The organism is Parabacteroides sp. AF14-59 (assembly GCF_003479515.1).
GTDB lineage: Bacteria > Bacteroidota > Bacteroidia > Bacteroidales > Tannerellaceae > Parabacteroides > Parabacteroides faecis.
Window position 1 is genome coordinate 277,826 of record NZ_QUHH01000004.1, and the last position, 26,566, is coordinate 304,391.

The following is a 26,566-nucleotide window of genomic DNA, read 5'->3' on the forward strand; positions in this document are numbered from 1 at the left end:
CTTGTCTGTTTTGTATCAGATTGGAGCCTTTCTTTTTTATTTCTCGAAACCTTATCCTGGTTTACACAGCTTCCAGTTTAAAACGCAGACGTAACCGTCCGTCGGTATAATCGTAGTTAAGCAATTTAAACCGTCCGATTTCAGATGTATTGCTGACATGGGCACCGATACAGGCACAAGCATCATAATCGCCTACCCGTACGATGCGCAATGTTTCGCTGGCTTCTTCCGGTAGTTTGCTCAAATCTACAATATCGGCAGCCGCTTCACGTGGCATAAAGTCAATAGTAACCGGCAGATGTTGTTCGATGACTTCGTTGACACGGCGTTCCACTTCTGCCATTGTTTCCGCAGAGGGGGCTTCCGATAAAATATAGTCACATTTGCTCTTTTTCCTTTCTATATGAGCGTTCTTAGAACGGGGACAACCGAACATCCGGACCATTGTCTGATTAAGAATATGTTCGGTAGTGTGCATAGGTGGATATTCCTGTTTATTATGCTCGTTTAATTGGATTTCCTGTTCCATATCAATTATTTTGATTTATTAAATTTACTACTACTTTTACCATAACGTCTTTTTCTTCCGTACGACTTTCTGCAATCATCAAAGTGAGGGCAACTAATGTATTATCAGCAATACGTTTTTCACCATTTGGGTGATAGAGGATACCGTTGTTTTCCATAAACCAGAGAAATAGCATAGCTGCAATTCGTTTATTCCCATCGCTGAAAGAATGGTTCTTAGTTACCAGGTAGAGTAACATGGCTGCTTTCTCTTCAATACTTGGATATAACTCAATACCATCGAATGTTTGATAAATAGTTGAAACCGAACTTTTGAATGACTGGTCTTTTTCATGTGCAAAGAGTTCGCTTTCTCCAAATTTACCTTTTAAGCTACGAATAGCTTCCATCGCATTTTCATATGTGGCATGAAATTTACCTCCTTGGGTCGTGTCCTCGATGAGGAGTTGCTGATAATCATATTTATCTAAAGTGTCAAGGGCATAGACATAATCAGTTACAACAGCCAATAATCCTTTGGACTGGTCAGATGTTAACTGTTCTTGGTTTTTGAGCGTATTACCGAGGATGTGAACCATCTCTTTTAGCTCTTGATAATGTTCTAGTTTTATCTTTTGGTTGATGGCATATCCTTTAATAAGATAATCTTTCAATATCTTGTTTGCCCAAATACGAAATTGGGTACCGCGTAGACTTTTTACCCGATATCCTATGGATATGATAACATCAAGGTTATAATAAGCCACCTCTCGTGTTTGTGATTTGCCCTTAATCGCACCATGTGAAGTGGTATGTGCAAAATTTGCACATACCACTTCCTGTTTTAGTTCTTTTTCTTTAAAAATATTTTTGATGTGTTTGCCTATTACTGTTCTTTCTCTTCCAAATAACTCTGCCATTTGGGATTGCGTGAGCCATACGGTATCGCTATTCATCTTTACCTCTAATGATATTTGGCTATCTTTAGTTGTATAAATGATAATGGAGGAGGCGTCAACACCCTCCATATGCATAGACGGATACTCCTGTTTGTTGTATTCGTTTAATTGAATTTCTTGTTCCATAGTTATGTTCAATGTTTCCTTTGAGAATTATTTATTCTGCAATCTCTTTTTTCAAAATACTATATACATTAATATCTGTATATTCTCCGGTTATTAAAAGTTCACCGTCGCGTTCCGTACCTTCTTGTGTGAATCCTAAGCGTTGAGGAATGGCATTGCTGGCTGCGTTGCCTACGGCGCATCTTATTTGGATGCGGTTGAAACCTTTTTCAAAGAAAGCCAACAGGCATAAATGATGTACGGCTCGTGTCACAATGCCTTTCCCTCTGTATTCGGGGAGCAGCCAATAACCTATTTCCGTACGATAATTGGCGCGGTCTGAAAAATGGAAGCCAATCAATCCACAGATGCTTTTGCCTTTCTCAATGATATAGACGATATCCCGTTCTTCGTACGGGACCTTTAAGGATGATTCCAGGAACGATTGTTCGTCGGCAATACTTTTCAGGCTATCGACAAACGGTAACCAGGTCCGCAGATCGTCACGATTTTTATCTATCGCGTTATAAATAACTTCGGCATCCTCGTAAATAGCTTCACGGATAGTATAACCCGGAACACCGAAAGACGAGACATGAGGATAAATACATTTCTCGAATGCCTTTCTTGTATTGTTACCTCGGTAACAGACTTCTCCCGTATATTCAAACCCTAGCGAATCGATCAGGTGAAGCATGTATTCATTGTCGTAATTGGTGTCGACACGGAAATTATAAATACCTTTCCGACGGCTGACCTTTTCTGCTTCCAGCATGAAACGTTTGGCTATTCCCTGGCGTTTCATTTCGTCGGCAATAGCCAGACGGTGGACGATCATATAAGGAAGTTCATTCGTCCATTTACCATCTATTTCTTTATAAACAGGTTCTTCGTCAAATGAGATGACACCATAGGCTACCACTTTATTCTCTTTACAAAACACGTAGCCGTTACCTGTTTTTATATCTTGATCGATCGTTTCGAGAGCCGGGTAACTTTCATCCCATTGGTGGCTGTTAAGTCGGCACATTTGTTCTTTTGCCTGCCCGATAATGACCCAGATACGCTCGATATCCGTTTCTTCAGCTTTCCGGAATTGTAAGTCGGAGGTGATATTTCTATTGTCCATATTATATACTTATATTTCAGCAGATGCAAATATAATGATATATTTCGGGCAATCGGATATTTTAGGGGAGAAGTAGAAAGCGATCCCGGGTCAAGCCCGGGATGAAAAGACTGTGTCAAAAACCACAGTCTTTTGTTTTCTTAATTAGAATTCGTAGTGGAAACCGAAACTCAGGTCTTCCGAACTCAAACTGATACCGGAAGTGCTGTTTGCATATTTGTAATCGTCACGATAACCGGCAAATCCGTATTTGGTAACGAATGTCAGGTTTTTGCATATCTCCAGTGCAATACCCGGTTTGATACCGACTTCGAAGCCATTGACATTGTCATAACCTTCTTCTTTATAAGTAGAAATACCAACGCCACCATCCAGGAATAAACGAACGATACCTTTTTCAAAGAAAGAGAAACGGGCATAAGGAGCAAAACTGAATGCATTTGCTTTTGCTTCATCTTTTTTGACATGAGTATAGCCGATTTCTGCAGCAATAGCCCAATTCTTGTTCAGGTTGTAACCGACTTCAGGAGCGATAGTAAAATTGGTGATATCAGTGTTCTTATCGTGAGTCAGATTGAAAGAACCACCTACATAAACCTGTGCATCAGCACTGATGATTGCCATAAAAGCAACCACCAAAGTAAAAACTAACTTTTTCATCTTTGCTTGTATTTTAAACTTTAAATGTAAACGGCTGCAAAGATATACAAAAATAAACATATGTTGTACGGCATAAATATTTTATTGTTTGTCTTGCTTATTACAGAATATCCTTAACTTTGTCGCCGTAACAATTAACAAAAAAGCATTATGTCAGTTGCAAAGAGGGATTTAGATGATACAAGAAAGGTGACAACACATCGCCTGATGGAAATGAAACAACGTGGAGAAAAAATATCCATGTTGACAGCTTACGACTATTCTATGGCTAAACTGATTGATCAGGCAGGTATGGACGTTATCCTGGTCGGCGATTCTGCATCGAATGTGATGGCCGGAAATGTAACAACGCTTCCTATAACACTGGATCAGATGATTTATCATGGTAAGTCTGTTATGAAAGCCGTTAATCGTGCATTGGTAGTAGTAGACCTGCCTTTCGGTACCTATCAGGGTAATTCGAAAGAGGCTTTGGCTTCCGCTATCCGTGTCATGAAAGAGACTCACGCTGATTGTATTAAATTGGAGGGAGGAAGTGAAATAAGAGAATCCATTGAGCGCATCCTTTGTGCAGGTATACCTATTATGGGACATTTGGGTTTGACTCCGCAGTCTATTAATAAATTCGGAACTTACACAGTTCGTGCCCGTGAAGAAGCTGAAGCACAGAAGTTGATTGACGATGCACATCTGTTGGAAGAGATCGGTTGTTTTGCCATCGTGTTGGAAAAGATTCCGGCAGACCTGGCTGCACGTGTCGCTTCCGAACTGACTATTCCTATAATCGGTATCGGTGCCGGTGGAGGTGTAGACGGTCAGGTTTTGGTGATGCATGATATGTTGGGCATCAATATGGGATTCTCTCCGCGTTTCCTTCGTAGATACGCCAATATCGGAGAAGAGATCACTCGTGCCGTACAAGCTTACATTGAAGATGTAAAGACACAGGATTTCCCGAATGAAAAAGAACAATATTAGAAAAATGTGAAACATTTTTCAGTTGACAGATGACAGTTGACAAGTGACAGTTGGGCTTCGCGTTCGGTAAATAAATCGGCTGAAAGCCGACATAACTGTCAACTGTCACTTGTCAACTGTCAACTTTTGAAATGGCTCACATTTGATGAAACTATTCCCATTGCTATCTCTATTGGCACATTGGTATATTTAGCACATTATTTATGAAAGCTCATCTTTTAATAGGTGCCGCTTCATCGGGAAGCGGAAAGACAACATTTACACTCGGATTGCTTCGGGCATTGAAGAACCGGGGTGGAAAAGTCAGACCGTTTAAATGCGGACCGGACTATATCGATACACGCCATCATAAGGAAGCGGCCGGTTTCCCTTCCGTAAATCTGGACAGTTTCATGATGTCGGAGCAACATATACGGGAACTGTATCAACGTTATACATCCGGTGCCGATTATGCCGTAACCGAGGGTGTCATGGGACTTTTCGACGGCTATGACGCTATGAAGGGCAGCAGTGCGGAAATTGCCCGACTACTGAATATCCCTGTTATTCTGATCGTTAATGCGAAAAGTACAGCTTACTCCGTTGCCCCCTTATTATATGGGTTCAGGAACTTCTATAAAGAAATAAACATTGTCGGTGCAGTCTTTAATTTCGTTGCCTCTGAAAGCCATTATTCCTTTCTGAAACAAGCCTGTGAAGATGCCGGAGTGGAAGCATTGGGATATCTACCCAAACAGGCAAATGTGGAAATACCGAGTCGTCACCTGGGTTTAACGCTGGATGAAGCATTTTGTTTCGATACTTTTGCCGACCGTGTAGCCGAATTAGTGGAGAAACATGTCGATATCGATCGTCTTTTAGCATTGACAGCTTGCCGGTCGGATACTGTTTCGCCCGTATCTTTCCTGGAGGAAAGACAATCTTCTCCTTTGAAAATATCCATAGCCCGTGATGCCGCCTTTAACTTTGCCTATGAGGAAAATATCCGTTTCCTACACCAGTTAGGAAAGGTTACTTTTTTTAGTCCATTGAAAGATTCAACATTGCCGGAATCTGATTTTGTCTATTTGCCCGGTGGTTATCCTGAATTATTCCTTTCCGGATTATCAGCCAACCGATCCATGCTCCAATCCATTCGCAATTATGCCGAAGCAGGAGGGAAGTTGCTTGCAGAATGCGGTGGAATGATGTATCTCTGTAATGATATAAAGTCGTCCGAAGGAACGAGTTATCCGGTAGTCGGCCTATTGAACCAATCGGCGACTATGGAACAGATGAAACTTCGTCTCGGATACCGTACGTTACGTTATCAGGATCACATCTTAACGGGCCACGAATTCCATTATTCGCGTATAGAATCTCAGGAAGAGAAACTCCTGTCTGTCGCAACGGCCTATACTGCTAAGGGCAGTCCCGTCGACACTCCTTTATACCGATATAAGAACGTGCTCGCCGGATATACCCATCTTTATTGGGGAGACCCGGCAAGGAACCAATGGTTCATCGACTATCTGAACGGACTTATTTAGCCATTGCCAATGCTTTCAACTCTTTGGGCATTTTCTCGATCGCATATCTCAGGGAAGTTCGTGGCATAGCCGCTTTTTTTGCCATCACATAATCGAAGACTTCTTTCTGATGGGCTTCACTGGCCGCTTTCAGCATCCAGCCATATCCTTTTTGTACCAGATCATCCGGATCATTGAAGAGAATATCGGCTATTTCAAATATATCGTTCAGGAAAAGCCCTTTTCTGGCAGGGATGATCAATGTTACAGCGGCGGCACGTTTCGTCCAGCGGTTGTCGGAATGCGCCCACTCTTTTAACCGGGTAATATATTCCGGGTACATTTCCAGGAAAGTTCCAACGGTATGATTGCATAATGTGTCGCAGGATGCCCAGTTGGATACATATTCATTCACCCATCCCTCGAATACGGAAAAGTCTTCCGGCTCATATCGTTCGTGGATATAATAGGACCAGTTGCAGGCAATATAAGATTCTTCCGAATACCCGGACTTCCACAATTCTTCGCATAAAGCAAAGATTTCGTTCTTGGGAAGTTCCTTGATCGACTGATAAAACTCCTTACTGATCTTGTTGACCATAGGAATTTTTACTCCGTGATACAAGATCTTCTCTTTGAAGAAGCTCTGTGCATTCAGCCGGGTCTTTTCATCAATGTTTTCTTCCAGTGCCTGACATACTTGTTCTATAGTCGTTTTCATGAGGTATATATAATATATTTGATTACAAACATACATATTTTTCCTATATATGTCCGTTTTATCGAAATTATCCTTATTTTCGTGAAAACTAATAATTCATACCATGGTCAATACTATTTTTCTGGGGATTGCCATCGTTGCATCCGCAATATTTCTGATACAGTTCATCATGTCTGTCTTCTTTGGTGATCTGGATACGGACACCGATGTCGACGTCGATCTCGGCAGCGTGGTTTCCTTTAAAGGATTAACCCATTTTTGTATCGGCTTCGGATGGTATATGTATATTGCTAAGAGTACAGCCATATCCACTTTTCTGATCGGAATCCTGATCGGGTTGGCGTTTGTTTTCATCTTATGGTTTCTGTATAAGAAAGCTTACCAGCTTCAGAAGGAGAATAAGCCGGAGAAGACGGAAGCCCTGGTCGGACGGGAATGTACTATTTATGCCCACGACGGAATACGTTATATCGTACAGGTGGCTTTGAACGGAGCTTTGCGTGAAGTGGAAGTGCGTTCCCTGGAAGGTAAAAACTACCAGACCGGAGACCGGACGTTGATCTGTAAAGTTGAATCGGGAACAATTTATATACAATAATAATAAATCAGCGAGTAAATTATGACACAGGAAATGTTAATCATGGTAGCCATCCTTGTAGGGGTTATCATCCTTTCTTTTATCGGGATCCTTTCCCGTTATCGCAAATGTAAGAGTGATGAAGTGTTGGTGGTGTATGGTAAGACCTCCGGTGAGAAGTCTGCTAAACTCTATCATGGTGGTGCTGCCTTCGTTTGGCCTATCATTCAGGGGTACGAATTCCTGTCGATGAAACCGCTTCAGATCGATTGTAAACTGACCGGAGCCTTGTCTGCCCAGAATATCCGTGTGGATGTCCCGACGACCATTACGGTCGCGATCAGTACCGACCCCGAGGTGATGCAGAATGCTGCCGAACGTCTGTTGGGGCTGCAACCGGAAGATAAGCAGAATCTTATTACCGATGTCGTGTACGGTCAGATGCGTCTGGTCATTGCCGATATGACGATCGAGGAACTGAACTCCGACCGTGATAAATTCCTTTCTAAAGTGCGCGACAATATCGATACGGAATTACGCAAGTTCGGTCTCTACCTGATGAACATCAACATCAGTGATATCCGCGACGCAGCCAACTATATCGTCAACCTGGGTAAAGAAGCGGAAAGTAAAGCTTTGAATGAAGCCCAGGCGAATATCGAAGAACAGGAAAAACTGGGTGCTATCAAGATTGCGAACCAGATTCGTGAACGTGAAACGACTGTAGCCGAAACACGTAAGGACCAGGATATCGCGATTGCCGAAACCAAGAAGCAGCAGGAAATCTCCGTAGCAAATGCCGACAAGGAACGTATCTCGCAGGTTGCCGTAGCCAATGCTTCGAAAGAATCGCAGGTAGCCAAAGCAGAAGCAGATAAGAATATCAATATCGAAAAAGCAAATACAGAAAAGGAAAGCCGTATCGCAGAATTGAATTCCGACATGGAAATCAAGAAAGCCGATGCCGGAAAGAAAGCAGCCGTAGGGCGAAATGAGGCAAATAAAGAGGTTGCCAAATCGGATGCCGAATTAGCAGTAACACAAGCAGAAGCAAATAAACAGGCCGGTGAAGCAGCAGCTAGATCAGAAGCCTCCGTACAAGCAGCCCGCGAAATAGCTCAGCGTGAAGTGGAAGAAGCAAAAGCGAAGAAGGTGGAATCTGCCCTGAAAGCACAAAAGATCGTCCCGGCAGAGATCGCCCGTCAGGAAGCGATCCTCCAGGCGGAAGCTGTTGCCGAAAAGATGATCCGTGAAGCCGAAGCAAAAGCAAAGGCAACATTGGCGCAGGCAGAGGCCGAAGCAAGAGCGATCCAGATGAAGCTGGAAGCCGAAGCTGAAGGTAAAAAGAAGTCATTGCTTGCTGAAGCCGACGGTTTCAAGGCGATGGTCGAGGCCGCCGAATCGAATCCGGCTATCGCTATCCAGTATAAGATGGTAGATCAGTGGAAAGAAATTGCCGGCGAACAAGTGAAGGCATTCGAACATATACAACTGGGTGATATCACTGTCTTCGATGGAGGCCAGGGTACAACCGGTAACTTCCTGAACCAATTGGTTAAAACTGTAGCTCCGAGTCTCGGCGTATTGGATAAGCTGCCTATCGGTGATACGGTAAAAGGAATCATTCACCCGGAAGAAAAAGAAGATAAGAAAGATACAACAAAGAAGTAAAATGAGAATTTATACCAAAGGAGGGGATAAAGGCCGCACCGGTATCCACGGCGGCGAACGGGTTGAGAAAGACGATATCCGTATCGAAGCGAACGGTACATTGGATGAAGTGAATGCACAGATCGGTATCGTGCGGGCTTTATTGCCTCCGGAACATGAGTGGCAGGATGTCTTAGGTAAAATACAACGGGAGTTGATGGTGGTGATGTCGCACGTGGCAACCCCGTCCGCTATCCGTAATAAGAATCCGAACAGCCTTTCGGACGACCTGGTGTCTTTCTGCGAACAACAGATCGATGTCTTGACGGGACAGATGCAGGATAACGGCTTCTTTATCCTGCCCGGTGGTACATTGATTTCGGCTCACCTGCAACTGGCGCGTACCGTTGCCCGCCGTGCCGAACGCCGCCTTTGGACTTTGTACCGGAAAGACCCGCTTCCGGAAGAGATCATGCAGTTTGTCAATCGCTTGTCAGACTTGCTCTTTACAATGGCTCGTTACGAGATGTTCAGGCAGGATCATGCCGAAGAGCGCTGGAACTCCTTCTTGTATAAGCGTAAAAGATAGGAACTTCAATATGCTAGGATAGCATATCTAATGTCTTTTGTCCGCAGTTTTGAATAAATAAAGCCAAAGTTACTAAATAGCAAGGCATGCCTTACGTATTTGTAGCTTTGGCTTTACCTTTTTGTTATGCCAACCTTACGTATTTTAATCTAGGGAGGAATGAGCTTAAAGTATGCCCCTTTTTACTTTACATATAAGGATGTAAAGGTTTACTCCCCGGTAGGGATATCCTGCCAGGTCCCTTTCACCAGTTCGCGGGTAGTCGTAAAACCGATCTCTTTCAGCAATTTAAAAGCCTCTTCCCGCCCGTCATTCACCAGGTCCGGATAGTGGCAGTCGGAGTTGACCATTACCGGTATATTCATCTCTTTCAGTAATCCGAGATATTCTTTCCGAGGGAATAGCTGCTGTTTTTTAACCAGATTTTTGGTGTTAACTTCTACCATCAACCCCTTTTCTGCGATCAGATCGAGGGTTGCCCTGAGCGGTTCCTGATACCAGTCCGCATCAAATGAGAAACCTTCGCATTTGTGTCCGTTCATATAAATCTTGTCCATGTGCCCAACGATATCGATTCCTCCTGCCTGGATCATCTTCATGGTCGAATCGAAATAGCGGGCAACCAGTTTACGGATATCACCTTCAAAATAGTGATCGAGGGAAGCTTTGTAATCGGTAAAAGAACCGTCGATGCAGACCATGTTCTCTTCACACAAATGTTCTGATATAGGGAGGAAATGAATGGAGCCGATGCGATAATCCAACGGTAATTCCCGGAAATAGGCGATAGAAGGATTATAGGTTTCATCCAGATAATCGATCTCCAGGGCTGTATATATTTCCAACCGGTCACTGTATTTTGTTTTCAGCCGGTTTATTTCAGCCAGGTATTCGGGCATATCGTCTTTCGACATATTCCAGAATGTTTCGAAGGGCAGGGGAGAATGCGATGAAAATCCATACGCCCGGAACCCATGGGATATAGCGAACTTTACAAAGTCTTCAGGCGTACTACGCCCGTCACAGAATGTACAATGACTGTGATAGTTACTAAGCTGCATAAATTATTGTCGATTATTTAGGGACACAAAGATAGGAAATCTTTCCGGGTTATCATAAACATATTGTTCCGTACTGTTGTTTAATAGTTGAGAGATTGTTAAACAGGTGATAAATATTAAGAGATATGAACAGGCGTGAAAGGCTGGAGTTGGAAGTTACCAATATTCAGGAAAAGATAGATAAAGCTTCTAAGGATGTTCCTTCCCATATTTTGAATTCGTGGAAGAAGGATCTGGTGAGTCTGGAGTTTGAACTGAACAACCTCGTGGATGGCGAGGAAGATAATAATTATTGAAAGCGTATATTTATTAGGTTAATAGATTGTTTTAGAAAGAAAAGAAGAAGATGCCTAAAAGCTATTACCGGACGCAGATAACGCAGAATACGCAGAGTTTCGCAGATTTTTTAATTAATAATACATATGGTCTGCGAGACTCTGCGCTCTGTCTGCGTATTCTGCGTTCCTTAATATAGACTTTTTAGACAACTCCTTCTTTTTGTCTTATTTGATAACGTTCAGCTCTTTACCCACCTTGATAAATGCAGCGATCGCTTTATCCAAATGTTCTTTTTCATGTCCGGCAGACAACTGGACACGGATACGTGCCTGGTCTTTCGGAACTACCGGGTAATAGAATCCTGTTACATAGATTCCTTCTTCCTGCATCTTGGCAGCGAAATCCTGAGATAATTTAGCATCATACAGCATAACGGCACAGATAGCGGACTGAGTCGGTTTGATATCGAAACCGGCAGCCAGCATCTTATCGCGGAAGTAAGATACGTTACCCATCAGTTTGGTATGCAGGGCATCGCTTTCTTTCAGCATCTTGAACATTTCCAGACTGGCTCCGACAATAGCAGGTGCTACTGAGTTAGAGAACAGATAAGGACGTGAACGCTGGCGAAGCATGTCGATAATTTCTTTTTTACCTGTAGTGAAACCACCCATTGCACCGCCGAATGCTTTACCTAATGTACCTGTGAAGATGTCTACTTTACCATATACATTATATTGTTCTGCCACACCGTGACCGGTCGGACCGACAACACCGGCAGAGTGAGATTCGTCTACCATGACCAGTGCATCGTATTTTTCAGCCAGTTCGCAGATCTTATCCATCGGAGCTACATTACCGTCCATCGAGAACACACCGTCTGTTGCTATGATGCGGTGACGCTGAGCCTGCGCTTCCTGCAGACAACGTTCCAGATCAGCCATATCGGCATTGGCATAACGATAACGTTTTGCTTTACACAAACGTACACCATCGATGATGGAAGCGTGGTTCAGTGAATCGGAGATGATAGCGTCTTCTTCGCTGAACAACGGTTCGAACAAACCTCCGTTTGCATCGAAACAAGCGGCATACAGAATAGTATCTTCCGTTTTGAAATAATCGGAAATGGCAGCTTCCAGTTGCTTGTGAAGATCCTGTGTTCCGCAGATAAAACGAACGGATGACATACCGTATCCGTGAGTATCCATGGCTTCTTTAGCTGCATTGATCAGACGTTGGTTGTCTGACAGACCAAGGTAATTGTTGGCACAGAAGTTTAAAACATCACTTCCGGCATTTACTTTAATGTCGGCTCTTTGAGGCGTAGTAATGATACGCTCGTTTTTGTACAATCCGGCTGCTTTAATGTTAGCCAGTTCCTGTGTAAGGAATTCTTTCAGTTTACCGTACATAACTTTGTTTTTTGTTAGTATTTTTGAATCAAGTATGAACTTTAGTTGATAGTTGACAAGTGATAGTTGACAGATTAATATACAATATGACTTTTAACTGTCAACTGTCATCTGTCACTTGTCAACTGACGAAGCAAAGGTCATATTTTTTTTTGAATATCGGCATGAAAAAACACAAGAAAATCGTGCAGGAACAATTTTATTCTCTATACCTTTGCCGCAGAAAAAACTTAAAAGAACAATAAAAACGCAATGAAGAATGTATTAATTATCGGTTCTACCGGTCAGATCGGCTCAGAGTTAACCATGGAGTTGAGAAAACGCTACAATGGCGACATCGTAGCAGGTTATATTTCCGGTGCAGAGCCTAAAGGTGAATTATTAGAATCGGGACCTTCTGCACTTGTTGATATAACAAATGAACAGCAGATCGCTGAAACAGTGTCTAAATATAAAATTGACACGATCTATAACCTGGCAGCGTTATTGTCTGCTGTAGCTGAAGCAAAACCTCAGTTAGCATGGAAGATCGGTATGGGTGGTTTGTTCAACGTATTGGAAGTAGCTCGCGAAATGCATTGTGCCGTATTTACTCCGAGTTCTATCGGTGTATTCGGTAACAACACTCCGAAAGACAAGACTCCGCAGGATACAATCCGTAATCCACGTACAATGTATGGTGTTACTAAAGTTTCCGGCGAGTTGCTGAGCGATTATTACAACATCCGTTTTGGTGTCGATACCCGTTCGGTTCGTTTCCCGGGATTGATCTCTTACGTAACTCCTCCGGGTGGTGGTACGACCGACTATGCTGTGGATATTTACTATTCGGCTGTAAAAGGTGAAAAGTTTGAATGCCCGATCGCTGCCGGTACATTTATGGATATGATGTATATGCCGGACGCTTTGCATGCTGCTATCCAGATCATGGAAGCCGATCCGACTCGTCTGGTACACCGTAACTCATTCAACATTGCTTCTATGAGTTTTGATCCGGAAATCATTGCAAACAATATCAAGAAATACATTCCTGAATTACAGATGGAATATAAAGTCGATCCGTTACGCCAGGCAATTGCCGAATCATGGCCTAACTCGCTGGACGATACTTGTGCCCGTGAAGAGTGGGATTGGAAACCGACTTACGATCTGGATACAATGACCCGCGATATGATCGCTAAACTGAAAGAACGTTTCGGTAAATAATAATTATAAGAGGTTTGGTGAAGAGAGGGGATGTCCGGTTTCGGGTGTCCCCTTCGTTTTTATGTGTTGTAGAGCATGTTTTGACTAAATAATGTTAAGGTGGTACATTTTTCTGGCTAAAATTATGCTGAATAACATAAAACCTCTATATTTGCACTGTGTTTTTCATGGTATTAGATTTAAGGTTAACAATGAAGATTGGCTGTCCGTGATGGATAGCCTTTTTTTGTATATACATAGGATATGTCTATGAATTGCTAGACTCTATACAGTCAAGATGAATTGTAATTCTGAAATATGAAATTTAAATTTGAAATATAGAATATTGTTTGTATTTTTGTCTGCAGAAAAATGAATAGTAATGAGGATATTTACAGAACAGGCCTTAAAAGAATATGCAGAAAAGCATCCCGACTCAAAGGTCGCTCTTCAAGAATGGGCGACTATAATAAAACGAAGTAAGTGGGCTAACTATGCTGATGTAAAGAAAACATTCAATAGCGTGGATAATGTAGGTAATCAACATTATGTATTCAATATCAAAGGTAATAACTATCGGTTGGTTGTTGTTATTAAGTTTACGATTCAGTTTGTATATATCCGTTTTATTGGTACTCATAAAGAATATGACCAAATTGATTGCTCAAAAATTTGAAATATATGACAAAGATAGAAAATCAGGCTCAATATGAATGGGCAGTTAACAGAGTTGAACAACTTCTTCTGTTGGTGGATGACAATACTCCATTAAATGATCCTAATAGCATAGAACTGGAGCTGTTGTCTAATCTTGTAGCGGATTACTCAGAAGAACATTATGCTTTGGGAGAACCTACCTTAGTAGATGTGCTGAAACTTCGTATGTATGAAATGGGGCTTAACCAAAAGTCTCTATCGAAATTGATAGGAGTAAGCCCTTCCCGGCTCAGTGATTATATCTCCGGTAAATGTGAACCAACTTTGAAAGTGGCAAGAGAAATAAATCGAAAGCTGAATATTGATGCTAATATCATATTAGGAGTGTAATAATTTTTTGTTAGTCTGGATGATGTTATTTAGCCGGAACTGTTTTACTGAATTTTCGTGGATATCCGAAGAGAATAGCCAATAGTGCACCAAATCCTAATAAATAAGGATAATACAAGTATTGCATCACTTCAATAGGGGATACGTTCCCTAAGCCGGATGCCATCAGTAATTGTGCCCCGTAGGGAATGATTCCCTGTATGAAACAAGAAAAAATATCCAGGATACTTGCACTGCGACGCGGGTCGACTTTAAAACGGTCTGCTATGTCTTTAGCGATCGGACCTGCCATGATCAGGGCAATCGTATTGTTTGCCGTACAAAGATTGGCGAAACTTACCAATGCGGCAATGCTCAACTCTGCACCTTTCGAAGAACGGATACGTGAAGTCAGCTTGAGGATGATCCAATCGATCCCGCCGTTGTAACGGATCATTTCCAGCATTCCGCCCGCCAATAGGGTCACAATGATCAGTTCTCCCATATTGGTGATACCGAGGCCCATTGAAGCTGTCCATCCCCAAATATCGAAACCTCCGGTCAGCAATCCAACGGTACCCGATAGCAGGATACCGATGAATAATACCAGCATTACATTTACACCGCAAATGGCCGCTACAAGAACGACCAGATAGGGAACCACTTTTACCCATTCAATAGCTCCTGCTGTATAACTGCTGTCTACGCCACTTCCTACTATGACGTATATAATACCTGTTATGATCGCGATAGGAAGGGCAATACGGATATTTACTTTAAACTTATCGTTCATATTGCATCCTTGTGTACGGGTTGCAACAATTGTCGTATCGGATATGAAAGACAGGTTATCGCCGAACATGGCACCGCTCACGACAACTCCCAGCATCAAAGCATCGGGCATCCCAGTTTTGGCGGCAATCCCGACGGCTACCGGTGCTAGGGCAACGATGGTGCCTACAGAGGTTCCGACAGAGATCGAAATAAAACAAGCGGCAAGGAAAATACCGGCTGCCAGCAGGTTGCCGGGTAGGATCGACATCGCCAGGTTTACTGTCGCATCTACAGCTCCCATTGCTTTGGCTGTCTGGGCAAAGGCTCCGGCCAATATAAAAATAAGGACCATAAGCATTATATTGCTGTTGGCCGCTCCGCGACAGAATTGTTCGATACGGTTGGATAGTTTTCCCCCTTTGGATATGGCTATGGCTACAACCGATGAGATAACGAAGGCTACTGTTATCGGCATCTTGTAGAAATCTCCGGCCAGTATGGAAACAACCAGATAGGTGAACAGGAATACCAGCAGGGGTATCAGTGCCCATGCATTTGGCGCGTGATTCAGGGGAGTGTTTATATTCGTATCTTTCATAATTGTCAATTATCGATTGTCTTTGTCAATTGTTTTGAATCCATTTCCAACAGCCTAGAAGGAGAAGCGTAACGCGATACGTACCCCGCCTTTCTTTATATTGGGCTCGTCCAGGTAAGTCAACCGGCGGTAATAGTCTATACGGAGGATCTTGAAGATATTTTCCAGACCGATACTGGCTTCCATATACGGTGTTTTGCCTAATGGACGTGTACCGTCAGGCAGGACAAACAAGCCGGGAGTCATTGTCGGGTTGTTCTTATCTGTCAGTCCGCCGTAGATACCGTTGAAAGATATCACTTCACGCAGACGTAACCATTTGATACCCGGAATGCGGTTCAGTATCCATCCTTTCATATAATAGGTTGCGTTGAATGATACATACTGGTCGGTTACGAATTCCAGAGCGTTCATCATGTGGAATGCTTCCGGCTGGATCGTGATAGACTGGTTGGTATTCGGTAGGATCAGCAAAGGGAAAGGAACCTTGTTCCATACTTTACCAGCTTTCAACTGCGTATCGATATGGCCGAATGAGGATAACCAGATACGCTTTTCGGCACTGAGCTCCGTATGGTTATAATTGTATTCTCCACCTAAGATGCCTTTAAATCCCAACTGATGCGACAGCTTAAAGATAGGAGCGTCTTTCGACAGGTTGAATACGGATTCTTTTCCCGAACGTCCGTCGTAGGAACGTTCTCCGGGGGCAAAACGAAGCTGTGTACCAATTTCTGATGTGGTAATGTCTTTTTTATGGATCAGTGTACCGTCTGCTTCTTTCTGGATATATTTAAGTGTACCGGCAGCCTGGTTATTCTGGTTGTACACCCATGATCTCCAGGTGAGACCGTTCAGCCATTCTTTTTCGTATTGAAGCATGGATTTGCGGATGTACTGCATTTTTGTTACAGGTTCACCGACTTTCCAGGCGACAAAGATATTATCCTTGCTGGTGAATAGGAAATCCTGTCCGGGAGTATAAACGTCATATTCCTGGATAAAGGATAAATTATTGACCGGACTTTCCCCTTCGTGATAGAGTTTCTTATTAAAACTATGGGTTAGTTTTACATTGTATTTTAATTTTCGGTCGTTCGTTCCGTAGGCAAGATAACCACTGGCAAACCAGTAAGGATTCAAATTTGCTGTTGTCATACCGCCGACACGCAACCGGACACCTTCCAGGCGGTTACCGCTGATGGTGGTATTCATCGGACCGAAATCGAATTTGGTTGATTTCTTATCTCCGGCTGTCGGGATATAACCGGATATAAGGATCTCCGCCGTTTTAATAATCACATTGAATGCCGGGACTTTACGGAGTTGTGCTAGCAAATCGTCCAGGGCATTTTCTTTTTCTTTCAACGGAACATGACGATTGTTGATCCAGAAGGTATCCGTCTGTTCGATTGCTATAGGTAATGTATGAAGCGAACCTAATAAATTGAATACCGAATCGGCCTTTGCCTGTTCTATATTGAAATTGTATTTATCGTAATTACGGAGTTGGTGCGCATAGAGTTGTTGTGCTCCTTTTACCAGATAGAAGTTGACATAAGTGTTTTCATTCTTTACTACCCAGGTACTATCCGGCATTCGTTCAAATTCCTGTTCGATACGGAGCTTTTCGACCCAGTTCAGATTGATGTTGACCGGCGTGTTAAGCAGGAATTTCTTCAATGCGTAGTTGCCGTCCAGTGTAATGTATAATCTACCGGTGAAACCATAACTTTGGCTGTTGACCGGGACGAAAGCCAGGTCGACACATTTATCGCCTCCGATATCCAGCGTATCCATGATGTAGTATTTGTAGTAGCTGGTAGCCAGGGTAGAGGACAGGGGACTGACAAAACGGTTTAGCAGGATATTGATATTGTTATCGAAAATGTTGATGCCTTGAAATATCTCTTCCAGGTTAGAGGTGATGCCGCCGCCGTCATCCAGAGTCTGGTCGACACCTTGCATGCGTTTACCTTTGACGATCGTCTTTTCGGTCTTCGGTTGTTTCCGGTAATACTTGTCCGCGATCGTTTCACGAACGGAGAGGGTCAGGATGGGTTTACCGTTAAATTCGGATGTATCCAGATAGTTCTTGATGAATTTGAATTTCTTCATGAACTTGTTTTTCTCGAAGTCCGGGTTGAAATCGTCCAGGGAGAGGGAGAGCTTTTCGTAAACTTCCGTTTGGTATTCGTCTTTCGACTCGATACGGTTGTCGTTCTTATGTTCAATCACTTTTTTGATCAGTTCGACTGCCGGATTGTCTTTACGGGTATATTTTTCTTTCTTTGGTTTTACTACGACCTCGGATATTTCAAAAGCAGTAGGACGGAGCGCAATCATCAATCCATCGTTCTTTTGTCCCGTTTTGAGGTCTAATGTTTTTGTATCGTATCCTAATGATGCAATAGCTAACTTATTGTATCCTTTATCGTTCTGTAAAGCAAAAGCTCCGTTGTCGTCGGTCATTGCACCTATAGTGGAACCCTCGAAATAGACGGAAACAAATCCCAAAGGTTCTCCGGTGATTGAATCCTTTACAATACCGGAAGCAGAGGTTATGCTTTGTGCACATAAAATAGAAACACCGGTCACTGTTTGCAACAGTACCAACAGTAATATTAATCGAATTCTTTTTACCATGAAACTAACGTTATTCCTTCTCGGATAATGCAGTTGGCAAAGGTACTATTTTTCCCGGTTGAAGCCGTGTAAGCCTTATTAATAATATTTAATCAAGGTGGATGATAATGAAGGGTGAGGACCCTGATCTTCCAATCAGGGCCCTTCCTTTATTTAGTTATAAGCATCCACAATACTTTGGTATTTCAACTGTTTGTCGAATGAATCCTTATCCAGTTCGGTAGTGACATGGATTGTTACCGGTTCATTGGGTAATAAATCGAAATAATTGTCGGAGAAGAAGTTGTCGATGCCGTCGATACTTAAAAATACAGCACGGGCAAAAACATCGCTTTGAACTGTTACATCAAAACCGTCACCAGCAGGAACGGAAGTCATCTGTATATCTGCTTTCGGGAAATCAATATCTTTATAGCGGGTAAAGAAGTAGTTGTTGGAGATCACTTCGCTTTCTTTACCATTTTCGGTGAAACGGGCGTTTACTACGACTTCGTTCAGGTTCTTACCAGCCACCAAGCTTTCTACCGGGGCGGAAAACTGAATCTTGCTCGTATTGGCAGGTAATGTGATATTGCTGTTCTTTGTAAATAACACAGAGCCTTTCAGATCCATTACGCGAATATCCAGTTTCCCTTTAACCGCTTTCAAGCGGTCGGATATTACCCATACATTTAATATACCATCTTCTGCGATTGGAGATACCAAAATGTCGCGGAAAGCTTTTTTCGTGAAATAATGTTGCGCTTTCCAACGTCCGTAATAATCACGGCTGGACCAGGAAGCGACAGGCCAACAGTCATTATGCTGCCAGAACAGAGAACCCATATTATAAGGCATCATGCGTCGGTGAGCTTCCATAGCAGTCTTCATGGCGTCTCCCTGGAGCAGGATACTCATATAAAGTGTGCTGGGGAAATCTTTCGGTTTACGATATTCTTCCAAAGTGATGTTTTCGATACGTGAATTTGCAATCTGTCCGCCACGCTGGTGCGCCATCATCACATCCGAATAAATATCGTGGTCACGTTTTTCCGGTGCATATTTCAGTACAGATTGATATTCAGGGAAAGACTGGAAGCCGTACTCTGAGAAGAAACGGGCCTTCACTTTGTTGAAGTGCGCAACAGAATCGACACCTTGCCATACCCCCCAGTAATGGGCATCACCATTCGGGTTCCAGTTCGGTTTACCACTTTCGCATTTGGCATCCGGATCACCACCGTAAGGCGAAGACGGCCAATAGAAAATAGTAGGGTCATATTCTTTTACCACATCAGCCAGAATACCATTGAATAACTTTTTGGTGTCGTTACGTAGCTGTTCTGTTACACCGTATTGATCGAACTTTTTCATCCACCCCCAGTTGAACCAAGCTGTGTGGATTTCATTATTTCCGCACCAGATTGCCAGACTTGGATGATTGCGCAGGCGAATCACATTATCGATTGCTTCCTGGCGGATATTCTCCTCCAAATCCGGTGTCAGCGGATAAACGCTACAAGCGAACATGAAATCTTGCCAAACCAGAATACCGTGTTTATCACAAAGATCGTAGAAGAGGTCTTCTTCATAGATACCGCCTCCCCATACACGAAGCATGTTCATGTTGGCATTGACCGCATCCATAACTGTCGTTTCATACTGTTCGGCGGTAACACGTGGCAGGAAGTTATCCTGGGGAATATAGTTGGCACCTTTCATAAATACCGGTACACCGTTCAGTTCGAAGTAGAACGTATGGCCGTCTTTGTCCGGCTTATTAATGACACGGATACTGCGGATACCGATGTTTGTAGTATTGCTGTCGGCAATCTTATTATCCATGCTGATAGTTGCAGTGAACGGATACAAGTGAGCTTCACCCAAACCGTTCGACCACCAGAGTTTCGGGTTATTAACGGTCAGATCGGTTTCTATTACGTTGATACCTTTTTTCACCTGTGTCTTTTTCGTCCAGGTATTTTTGATACCGTCAGCTTTGATGTTCAGCGTAATTTCACCGTCTTTATCCGCTACGACCTGTACACGGGTTTTGATATCGGCACGTTTGGCGGTTACGTTTGTCTGGTCATAAAAGATATTGTCAATGCGTGCATTATTCCATCCGACCAGATAGACGGGGCGCCAGATACCGCTGGTGACGATGCGGGGTCCCCAGTCCCAACCATAATGATAACCGGCTTTACGGGCAAAGATGCTTACCTTTTTATCGAAGATACCACCGTTTTCCGATTGGTCGTTGCCAGCCTCGACGGGGAACTTTAAGGCTTCGAACTTGGGTAGGTCTACTTTGATGGGTGAATGGAAATAGACACGAAGTTCGTTGTCATCCTTTTTCAACAGGTTCTTTACGTTTACCGTCCATTCACGGAACATATTGTCGGCTTTGAGGATACACGAGTCGTTCAGATAGACGTCCGCATACGTGTCCAGTCCTTTGAAATCCAGTTCAATGTTGTCTTTATTGAAGATATCCGGGGATACATTCAATGTTGTTTTATATTCCCAGTCTTCTTTGTCTATCCATTGAATACTCCGCTCATTCAGACGAAAAAACGGGTCTTCGATGATCTTGTTATCCATCAGGTCGGTTTGAACGACACCTGGTACGGTTGCCGGATACCAGTTATTACCGCGGACCTGTTTAAAGGTCCAACCTTTATCGATGTTTTGTTTAGCGACGCCATCTGCCAGGGCCGGAGTGGTCGTAGCCAAAGTGGCAAGGGCGACAGCGGATAATACAGTTTTGTAACGCATAATTATTGTGTTTAGTGATTTATTTGGATTTAGCAATATCGTTTATAATGACTTTAAGTTTTCGGCATTTACCGGATTCTTACCTTCCGGTGTGTACAGATGGTCGATTCGGGCAGTATACGCCTTTTCTACTTTGCCGCGTACGATTTTCATCGTACTGTTCACCATGCCGTTCTGTTCGGTGAACGGTTCGGGCAGGACGGCAAATGTCGTCGGCAACCACCGGTCGGGGAACATAGATGCCAGGTCACCGCCTTTACGGAACCGGTTGATCTGTTTCTGTATGATACGGATTGCTTCTTCTTTTCCTTTTTCAGTATTCAGGTCGAGTTGCAGGTGTGCCAAATGCCTTTTCAGATGATCTTTATTCGGAACCAGGAGCGCCACCGTATAAGGATTCTGGTTGTTATAAAGCAGGAGCTGGTCGATACAGGATGAGTGTTCGACCAAAGCCTCTTCGATGCCTTCCGGACTGTATTTCTCTCCGTCGCTACCGATCAGCAAACTTTTGAAACGGCCTAATACATATAATAAACCATCTTTTCCCATATAGCCCATATCCCCGGTATATAGCCAACCATCCCTAATGGTCTCGGAGGTAGACACCGGATTCTTCCAATAACCTGCCATCACATTTTCACCCCGGATAACGATCTCTCCCTTTTCACCGGTAGGAAGTTCTTTTCCATCCAGGTCGCATATCTTCAAGTCCAGTGGCTGAACCAATATACCGCTACTACCGAACCGGTGATGACGCGGACCGTTAGTTGAAATAACAGGAGTCGCTTCACTTAATCCGTATCCCTGATACATCGGTAGTCCGATGGCATAATAAAATTTTTGCAGGTCCTTATCCAACAGGGCACCGCCGCCGATAAAGAATTTCAGTTCACCTCCGAAATTTTCGCGAACCTTGGAAAAGATGATGCTGTCGAACAGATTGACTAGCGGTTTTAGCAAGAACTTCCAGCCACGTCCTTTGTCATCGCCTCCGTCACCGTTATAGGTATAGGCAACGTCCAGTCCCATATGGAACAGGCGGTTGACCATATTACCCTGTGCACGGATACCCTGCTCGATATTTTTCTTGAAGTTCTTGGCAAGGGCCGGAACACTCAATATTAAGAATGGCTTGAACTCTTTGATATTTACAGGTATATTTTTCAATGTCTCCATACCTGTTTTTCCAACCTGTACGGTAGCAACCGAAGCCCCTTTATACATAAATATATAGAAGCCTACTACGTGGGCGAAACAATGATCGAGCGGAAGGATGACCAGCGTGCGCCAGGTATCGTCGATATCCACACAGGTAAGAGATTGCTCCACATTTGCCGTGTAATTGCGATGGGTGAGAATGACGCCCTTCGGGTCGGCAGTCGTTCCCGAAGTATAGGTGATTGTGGCGTAATCGTCATTGGTCAGCGATTGCCCGATAGCCAGGAACTCGTCTAACGGATGTGTACCGAGATATTTTTTTCCCATCTCTATTATTTTAGACAGGGATATTTCCTTTTCCTGATATTCTTGTTGTTCGTCGAAGATGATGATCTGTTGAAGTAACGGTAGTTTGTCGACGATGGAACGGATTTTTTTCAGTTGGTTGCCGGAAACCATGATATATTTCACATCGGCATGCGTCAGACGGAACAGCAGGTCGTTGGCCTCTTCCAGTTTGATGGAGAGGGGAACATTGGTAGCTCCGGCATAGAACATGGCTAACTCACCGATGATCCAGGCGTTGCGACCTTCACTGAGCAGGGCCATGTTATCGCCTTTTTTTACTCCAAGGGCAACCAGTCCGGCTCCCAGTGTGTAAACCTGTTCCTTAACCTGTATATAGGTGGTAGGCTCGAATTTGTCTGTTGTCTTCTCCCATAAAAACGGGTTGTCGGGATATAATTTCACCGAGTTTTCAAAAAGGTCTACCAATGTTCTTCTCATGACATCTTCATTTTATGATTTTTCTATTTCTTCTACTAATGCGCAGGCGGTTTCTACTGTACGGACATTCTTTATCACGATACTGCGCTTACCATTCTGATCGCGGAGGTTACATTCACGTGGATGTTTCTGTATAAAGGCTAGCAACTTGTCGAAAGCCTCGCTCTGATAATACGGACTATCCGGATTATTGATCAGGAAGATGCTCATCTGCCCCTTCTTCAGAACCAGTTTTTCCATGCCCAGCCTCTTCGCCATCCGGCGAAGACGAACGATGCGGATCAACTCTTTACCTTCTTTCGGGATCTTTCCGAAACGGTCTTTCAGACGTTCCGTGAAAGCTAGTATCTCCCGTTCCTCTTCCATATTATCCAGTTCACGATACAAGGAAATACGTTCCGAGTCGTTTGGAATATAAGTAGGTGGGAACATTAGTTCCAGATCGCTTTCAATATAAGTTTCGCGGACATATTCACTACCCGAGTCACGTTTACCTTCATCCGAGTCTGCATACAGGTCGGCAAACTCTTCGCTTTTGAGTTCATCGACTGCTTCTTCCAGGATTTTCTGATAAGTTTCGTATCCGAGGTCGGCGATGAAACCGCTTTGTTCGGCCCCCAGCATATTACCCGCCCCACGAATGTCGAGGTCCTGCATGGCTATATGGATACCGCTTCCCAGTTCGGAAAAATTCTCGATTGCCTGCAAACGGCGGCGTGCTTCCTGTGTCAATGAGGACAGGGGGGGAGAGAGCAGGTAACAGAATGCCTTGCGGTTGCTTCGTCCTACACGTCCGCGCAATTGATGCAAGTCGGATAAGCCGAACTGTTGTGCGTTGTTGATGATGATGGTGTTGGCATTCGGTACGTCGATACCGCTTTCCACGATGCTGGTGGCGATTAACACATCATACTCGTAATTGACGAAGTCGAGAATGATCTTTTCCAGTTTCTCCGGTTCCATCTGTCCGTGTCCGACTGCCACGCGGGCGTCGGGTACTTCCCGGCGGACCAGCGTCTCTATTTCATAAATGTTCTGAATGCGGTTATTGATAAAGAATACCTGTCCGTTACGGCTCATCTCGAAATTGATGGCTTCGCGGATGATATCCGGGTTGAAACGTTCCACCTCTGTCTGTACCGGATAACGGTTGGGTGGGGGAGTCGTGATGCTGCTCAGGTCGCGGGCGCCCATCAATGAGAACTGTAATGTCCGCGGAATAGGTGTTGCCGTCATTGTCAGCGTATCTACATTCACCTTCATCTGACGGAGCTTCTCTTTAACGGATACACCGAATTTTTGCTCTTCATCGATAATAAGCAATCCCAGGTCCTTGAACTTGACATCTTTACTGACGATACGGTGCGTACCGATCAGAATGTTCACCTGTCCGTCGGCCACGTCTTTCAGAGTTGCCTTGATCTGTGCCGCAGTTCTTGCCCGGCTGATATAATCGATCCGGCAGGGGAAATCTTTCAAACGTTCCGAGAAAGTCTGGAAATGCTGGAAAGCAAGTACTGTCGTCGGAACCAATACTGCCACCTGCTTATTGTCGGATACGGCTTTGAAAGCCGCGCGTATCGCTACCTCGGTCTTTCCGAAACCTACGTCACCGCAGATCAGACGATCCATCGGGCGGGAACTTTCCATATCCTCTTTTACTTCGCCGGTCGCCTTCATCTGGTCGGGCGTATCTTCGTAGATGAAGCTCGCTTCCAGTTCATGTTGCATAAAACTGTCCGGAGAGTAGGAGAAACCTTTTTCCTGTTTGCGTTGGGAATAAAGGAGGATCAGGTCGCGGGCTATGTCCTTGACTTTCTTCTTGGTCTTTTCCTTCATCTTTTCCCAGGCACCGGTTCCCAGTTTGTTCAGCTTGGGCGGCTCGCCGCTATCTTTCCCTTTATATTTGGATAGTTTGTGCAGTGAATGTATGCTGACGAAGATAATATCGTTGTTCTGATAGATCAACTTGATCACTTCCTGTATCTTGCCGTTCACTTCGGTACGTACCAGACCGCCGAACTGTCCGACACCGTGGTCAATATGCACGATATAATCGCCGGTAGTGAATTGGTTCAACTCTTTTAACGACAAAGTAATCTTTCCGCTCCGTGCCTTTTCACTTTTGAGATTGAACTTATGGAAGCGGTCGAACAGCTGGTGATCCGTAAAAAGACAGATGCGCAATGTATCGTCCGCAAACCCTTCGTGTACTGTCTTGTTGACCGAAGTGAAAGGGATGTTTTCCCCCCGGTCTTCAAAGATGGCACGGATACGTGTTGCCTGCTTTTCTACGTCGCTTAATATATATAATGTATAGCCGTTCTCCAGATAATTCCGGAAAGACTCGCTCACCATGTCGAAATTTTTATGGTAAATAGGCTGTGTCTGTGTACTGAACGTAAGCGTTGTATCTGCTACTCCGGTCGGACGCATTCCGAAATGCATTCGGCGGAAGTTCAGTGCTGCCCGCAGGAAATCATCTCCGGTAACCAGTTTTGCACGCATCTTACTGATATCGCTGAACGATTCTTCATCGCCGATAACCGGTTCTTCATTCCACAGGCTATCGATACGCTCTTTGGTCCATGCCAGGTCTTTCGTTGCGAGTATCGTTTTCGGAGGCAGGGAGTCCAGTAATAAGGTATTTGTCCGGTTACTCTTGTTCATTTCCGGCACGATATAGATACTCTCCAGTTTCTCTTTGGATAACTGCGTCTCTACATCGAACGTACGGATTGTTTCCACCTCACTCCCGAAGAAGTCTATACGGTAAGGAAACTCGTAAGAAAAAGAGAACACGTCCAGAATACTACCGCGTATGGCGTACTGCCCCGGTTCATAGACATAATCAACCTGCTCGAAACCATATTCGTCCAGTACATCGGAAACGAACATATTATCCAGTTTTTCCCTGACACTGATCTTCAGTGTATTCTGTTTCAGGTCCTCACGTGAAATCACTTTTTCAGCCAGTGCATCGGGATAGGAGACAATAACGAACGGTGCTTCAGGGTCCTGAAGTACGCTGAGCACCTCCGTACGAAGTATTTCGTTTGCCGGGTCGATATGCCCGTATTTGATTGCACGCCGGTAAGCGGATGGGAAAAAATAAATATCATTGCTTCCGGTCAGTTGCATCAGGTCATGATAGAAATAACCGGCTTCTTCCTGATCGTTAAGCACGCACACATAGCTCCCCCTTCTTTTTAAAAAAAGAGAAGCGATTATCATTGCAGCGCCCGAACCGTTCAACCCTTTGAGGAATATATTGTTTGACGTATTACCGTTCAAAAGGGTATCTAATGCGGTTATTTGTGGATGGGCGGCAAATATCTTAAGTAATTCTTGTACCTCCATTAAAATAGTTGACAGTTGACAAGTGACAGTTGACAGATACAAGTGTCACCGTAATGTTTCACAAAGGTAGACTTTTTGTTCAAAATAATATAGACTAATAAGTTTAAATCAACTAAAATATGTACCTTCGCGTTTAAG

21 protein-coding genes are annotated in these 26,566 nt (G+C 43.8%); 9 read left to right on the plus strand and 12 right to left on the minus strand.

Annotation, left to right across the window (positions count from 1 at the left end; all coding sequences use genetic code 11):
- Positions 1–61: 61 nt before the first annotated feature.
- The 4 genes from DWW23_RS06975 to DWW23_RS06990 all read right to left on the minus strand — a co-directional run bounded on the left by DWW23_RS06975 (position 62) and on the right by DWW23_RS06990 (position 3,360).
- A complete protein-coding gene (locus DWW23_RS06975) occupies positions 62–529 on the minus strand; it encodes a hypothetical protein (RefSeq protein WP_122352551.1) in 468 nt (155 codons plus the stop codon).
- A 1-nt stretch (position 530) separates the two neighbouring features.
- Complete coding sequence (gene rhuM / locus DWW23_RS06980) at positions 531–1,541, minus strand: Fic family protein (RefSeq protein ID WP_233564283.1); 1,011 nt, start codon at positions 1,539–1,541, stop codon at positions 531–533.
- 82 nt (positions 1,542–1,623) lie between these two features.
- Positions 1,624–2,700 (minus strand): GNAT family N-acetyltransferase, encoded by a 1,077-nt coding sequence (locus DWW23_RS06985; RefSeq protein WP_122352553.1) that lies wholly within the window; start codon positions 2,698–2,700, stop codon positions 1,624–1,626.
- A gap of 144 nt (positions 2,701–2,844) precedes the next feature.
- Entirely contained in the window at positions 2,845–3,360 is a 516-nt protein-coding gene (locus DWW23_RS06990) for an outer membrane beta-barrel protein (protein WP_122352620.1), read from the minus strand.
- A gap of 150 nt (positions 3,361–3,510) precedes the next feature.
- On the opposite strand from DWW23_RS06990, the gene panB reads away from it, so the two are divergent.
- Together panB and DWW23_RS07000 are read left to right on the plus strand one after the other, a co-directional pair.
- Positions 3,511–4,338 (plus strand): 3-methyl-2-oxobutanoate hydroxymethyltransferase, encoded by an 828-nt coding sequence (gene panB / locus DWW23_RS06995; RefSeq protein WP_122352554.1) that lies wholly within the window; start codon positions 3,511–3,513, stop codon positions 4,336–4,338.
- Positions 4,339–4,541: 203 nt separating this feature from the next.
- Positions 4,542–5,867 (plus strand): cobyrinate a,c-diamide synthase, encoded by a 1,326-nt coding sequence (locus tag DWW23_RS07000; RefSeq protein WP_122352555.1) that lies wholly within the window; start codon positions 4,542–4,544, stop codon positions 5,865–5,867.
- Here DWW23_RS07000 and DWW23_RS07005 read toward each other — a convergent pair.
- The gene (locus DWW23_RS07005; protein WP_187576554.1) at positions 5,860–6,567 is read right to left on the minus strand and encodes a DNA alkylation repair protein; all 708 of its coding nucleotides are present in this window, start codon (positions 6,565–6,567) and stop codon (positions 5,860–5,862) included. The two genes, DWW23_RS07000 and DWW23_RS07005, sit on opposite strands and share 8 nt — an antisense overlap.
- A gap of 103 nt (positions 6,568–6,670) precedes the next feature.
- Here DWW23_RS07005 and DWW23_RS07010 point away from each other — a divergent pair, with 103 nt between their 5' ends.
- From DWW23_RS07010 to DWW23_RS07020, 3 genes are read left to right on the plus strand one after another with little or no spacing between them, the layout of a single operon-like run.
- Complete coding sequence (locus tag DWW23_RS07010) at positions 6,671–7,165, plus strand: hypothetical protein (RefSeq protein WP_122352557.1); 495 nt, start codon at positions 6,671–6,673, stop codon at positions 7,163–7,165.
- Between the two features lie 21 nt (positions 7,166–7,186).
- Positions 7,187–8,815, plus strand: coding sequence for a flotillin family protein (locus DWW23_RS07015; RefSeq protein ID WP_122352558.1), 1,629 nt, complete (start codon positions 7,187–7,189; stop codon positions 8,813–8,815).
- 1 nt (position 8,816) lies between these two features.
- Entirely contained in the window at positions 8,817–9,383 is a 567-nt protein-coding gene (locus DWW23_RS07020; protein WP_122352559.1) for a cob(I)yrinic acid a,c-diamide adenosyltransferase, read from the plus strand.
- A 209-nt stretch (positions 9,384–9,592) separates the two neighbouring features.
- Here the strand turns inward: DWW23_RS07020 and DWW23_RS07025 are convergent, their stop codons facing one another.
- Positions 9,593–10,444 carry a histidinol-phosphatase gene (locus DWW23_RS07025; protein WP_122352560.1) on the minus strand — a complete coding sequence of 284 codons (852 nt, stop codon included), beginning with the start codon at positions 10,442–10,444 and terminating at the stop codon, positions 9,593–9,595.
- Between the two features lie 125 nt (positions 10,445–10,569).
- Between DWW23_RS07025 and DWW23_RS26530 the strand changes: the two genes are divergently transcribed.
- Positions 10,570–10,740: a hypothetical protein gene (locus tag DWW23_RS26530; protein ID WP_187576553.1), complete on the plus strand. Its 171-nt coding sequence runs from the start codon at positions 10,570–10,572 to the stop codon at positions 10,738–10,740.
- 207 nt (positions 10,741–10,947) lie between these two features.
- Here the strand turns inward: DWW23_RS26530 and kbl are convergent, their stop codons facing one another.
- Positions 10,948–12,138, minus strand: coding sequence for a glycine C-acetyltransferase (gene kbl / locus DWW23_RS07030; protein WP_122352561.1), 1,191 nt, complete (start codon positions 12,136–12,138; stop codon positions 10,948–10,950).
- 252 nt (positions 12,139–12,390) lie between these two features.
- Here kbl and DWW23_RS07035 point away from each other — a divergent pair, with 252 nt between their 5' ends.
- From DWW23_RS07035 to DWW23_RS07045, 3 genes are all read left to right on the plus strand, one after another.
- Positions 12,391–13,344 carry an NAD-dependent epimerase/dehydratase family protein gene (locus tag DWW23_RS07035; RefSeq protein WP_122352562.1) on the plus strand — a complete coding sequence of 318 codons (954 nt, stop codon included), beginning with the start codon at positions 12,391–12,393 and terminating at the stop codon, positions 13,342–13,344.
- A 361-nt stretch (positions 13,345–13,705) separates the two neighbouring features.
- Entirely contained in the window at positions 13,706–13,999 is a 294-nt protein-coding gene (locus DWW23_RS07040; protein WP_122352563.1) for a type II toxin-antitoxin system HigB family toxin, read from the plus strand.
- A 5-nt stretch (positions 14,000–14,004) separates the two neighbouring features.
- Positions 14,005–14,370, plus strand: coding sequence for a type II toxin-antitoxin system HigA family antitoxin (locus tag DWW23_RS07045; protein WP_122352621.1), 366 nt, complete (start codon positions 14,005–14,007; stop codon positions 14,368–14,370).
- A gap of 25 nt (positions 14,371–14,395) precedes the next feature.
- On the opposite strand, the gene DWW23_RS07050 is transcribed toward DWW23_RS07045, so the two are convergent.
- The 5 genes from DWW23_RS07050 to mfd form a co-directional block, all read right to left on the minus strand.
- Positions 14,396–15,721 (minus strand): Na+/H+ antiporter NhaC family protein, encoded by a 1,326-nt coding sequence (locus tag DWW23_RS07050; RefSeq protein WP_122352564.1) that lies wholly within the window; start codon positions 15,719–15,721, stop codon positions 14,396–14,398.
- A gap of 54 nt (positions 15,722–15,775) precedes the next feature.
- On the minus strand, positions 15,776–18,367 hold the full coding sequence (locus tag DWW23_RS07055) for a DUF5686 and carboxypeptidase-like regulatory domain-containing protein (RefSeq protein WP_122352565.1): 2,592 nt from the start codon (positions 18,365–18,367) through the stop codon (positions 15,776–15,778).
- A 153-nt stretch (positions 18,368–18,520) separates the two neighbouring features.
- Positions 18,521–21,124 carry a glycoside hydrolase family 2 protein gene (locus DWW23_RS07060; RefSeq protein WP_122352566.1) on the minus strand — a complete coding sequence of 868 codons (2,604 nt, stop codon included), beginning with the start codon at positions 21,122–21,124 and terminating at the stop codon, positions 18,521–18,523.
- Positions 21,125–21,166: 42 nt separating this feature from the next.
- Complete coding sequence (locus tag DWW23_RS07065; RefSeq protein WP_122352567.1) at positions 21,167–23,068, minus strand: long-chain fatty acid--CoA ligase; 1,902 nt, start codon at positions 23,066–23,068, stop codon at positions 21,167–21,169.
- Positions 23,069–23,080: 12 nt separating this feature from the next.
- A complete protein-coding gene (gene mfd, locus DWW23_RS07070; protein WP_122352568.1) occupies positions 23,081–26,428 on the minus strand; it encodes a transcription-repair coupling factor in 3,348 nt (1,115 codons plus the stop codon).
- Between the last annotated feature and the right edge of the window lie 138 nt (positions 26,429–26,566).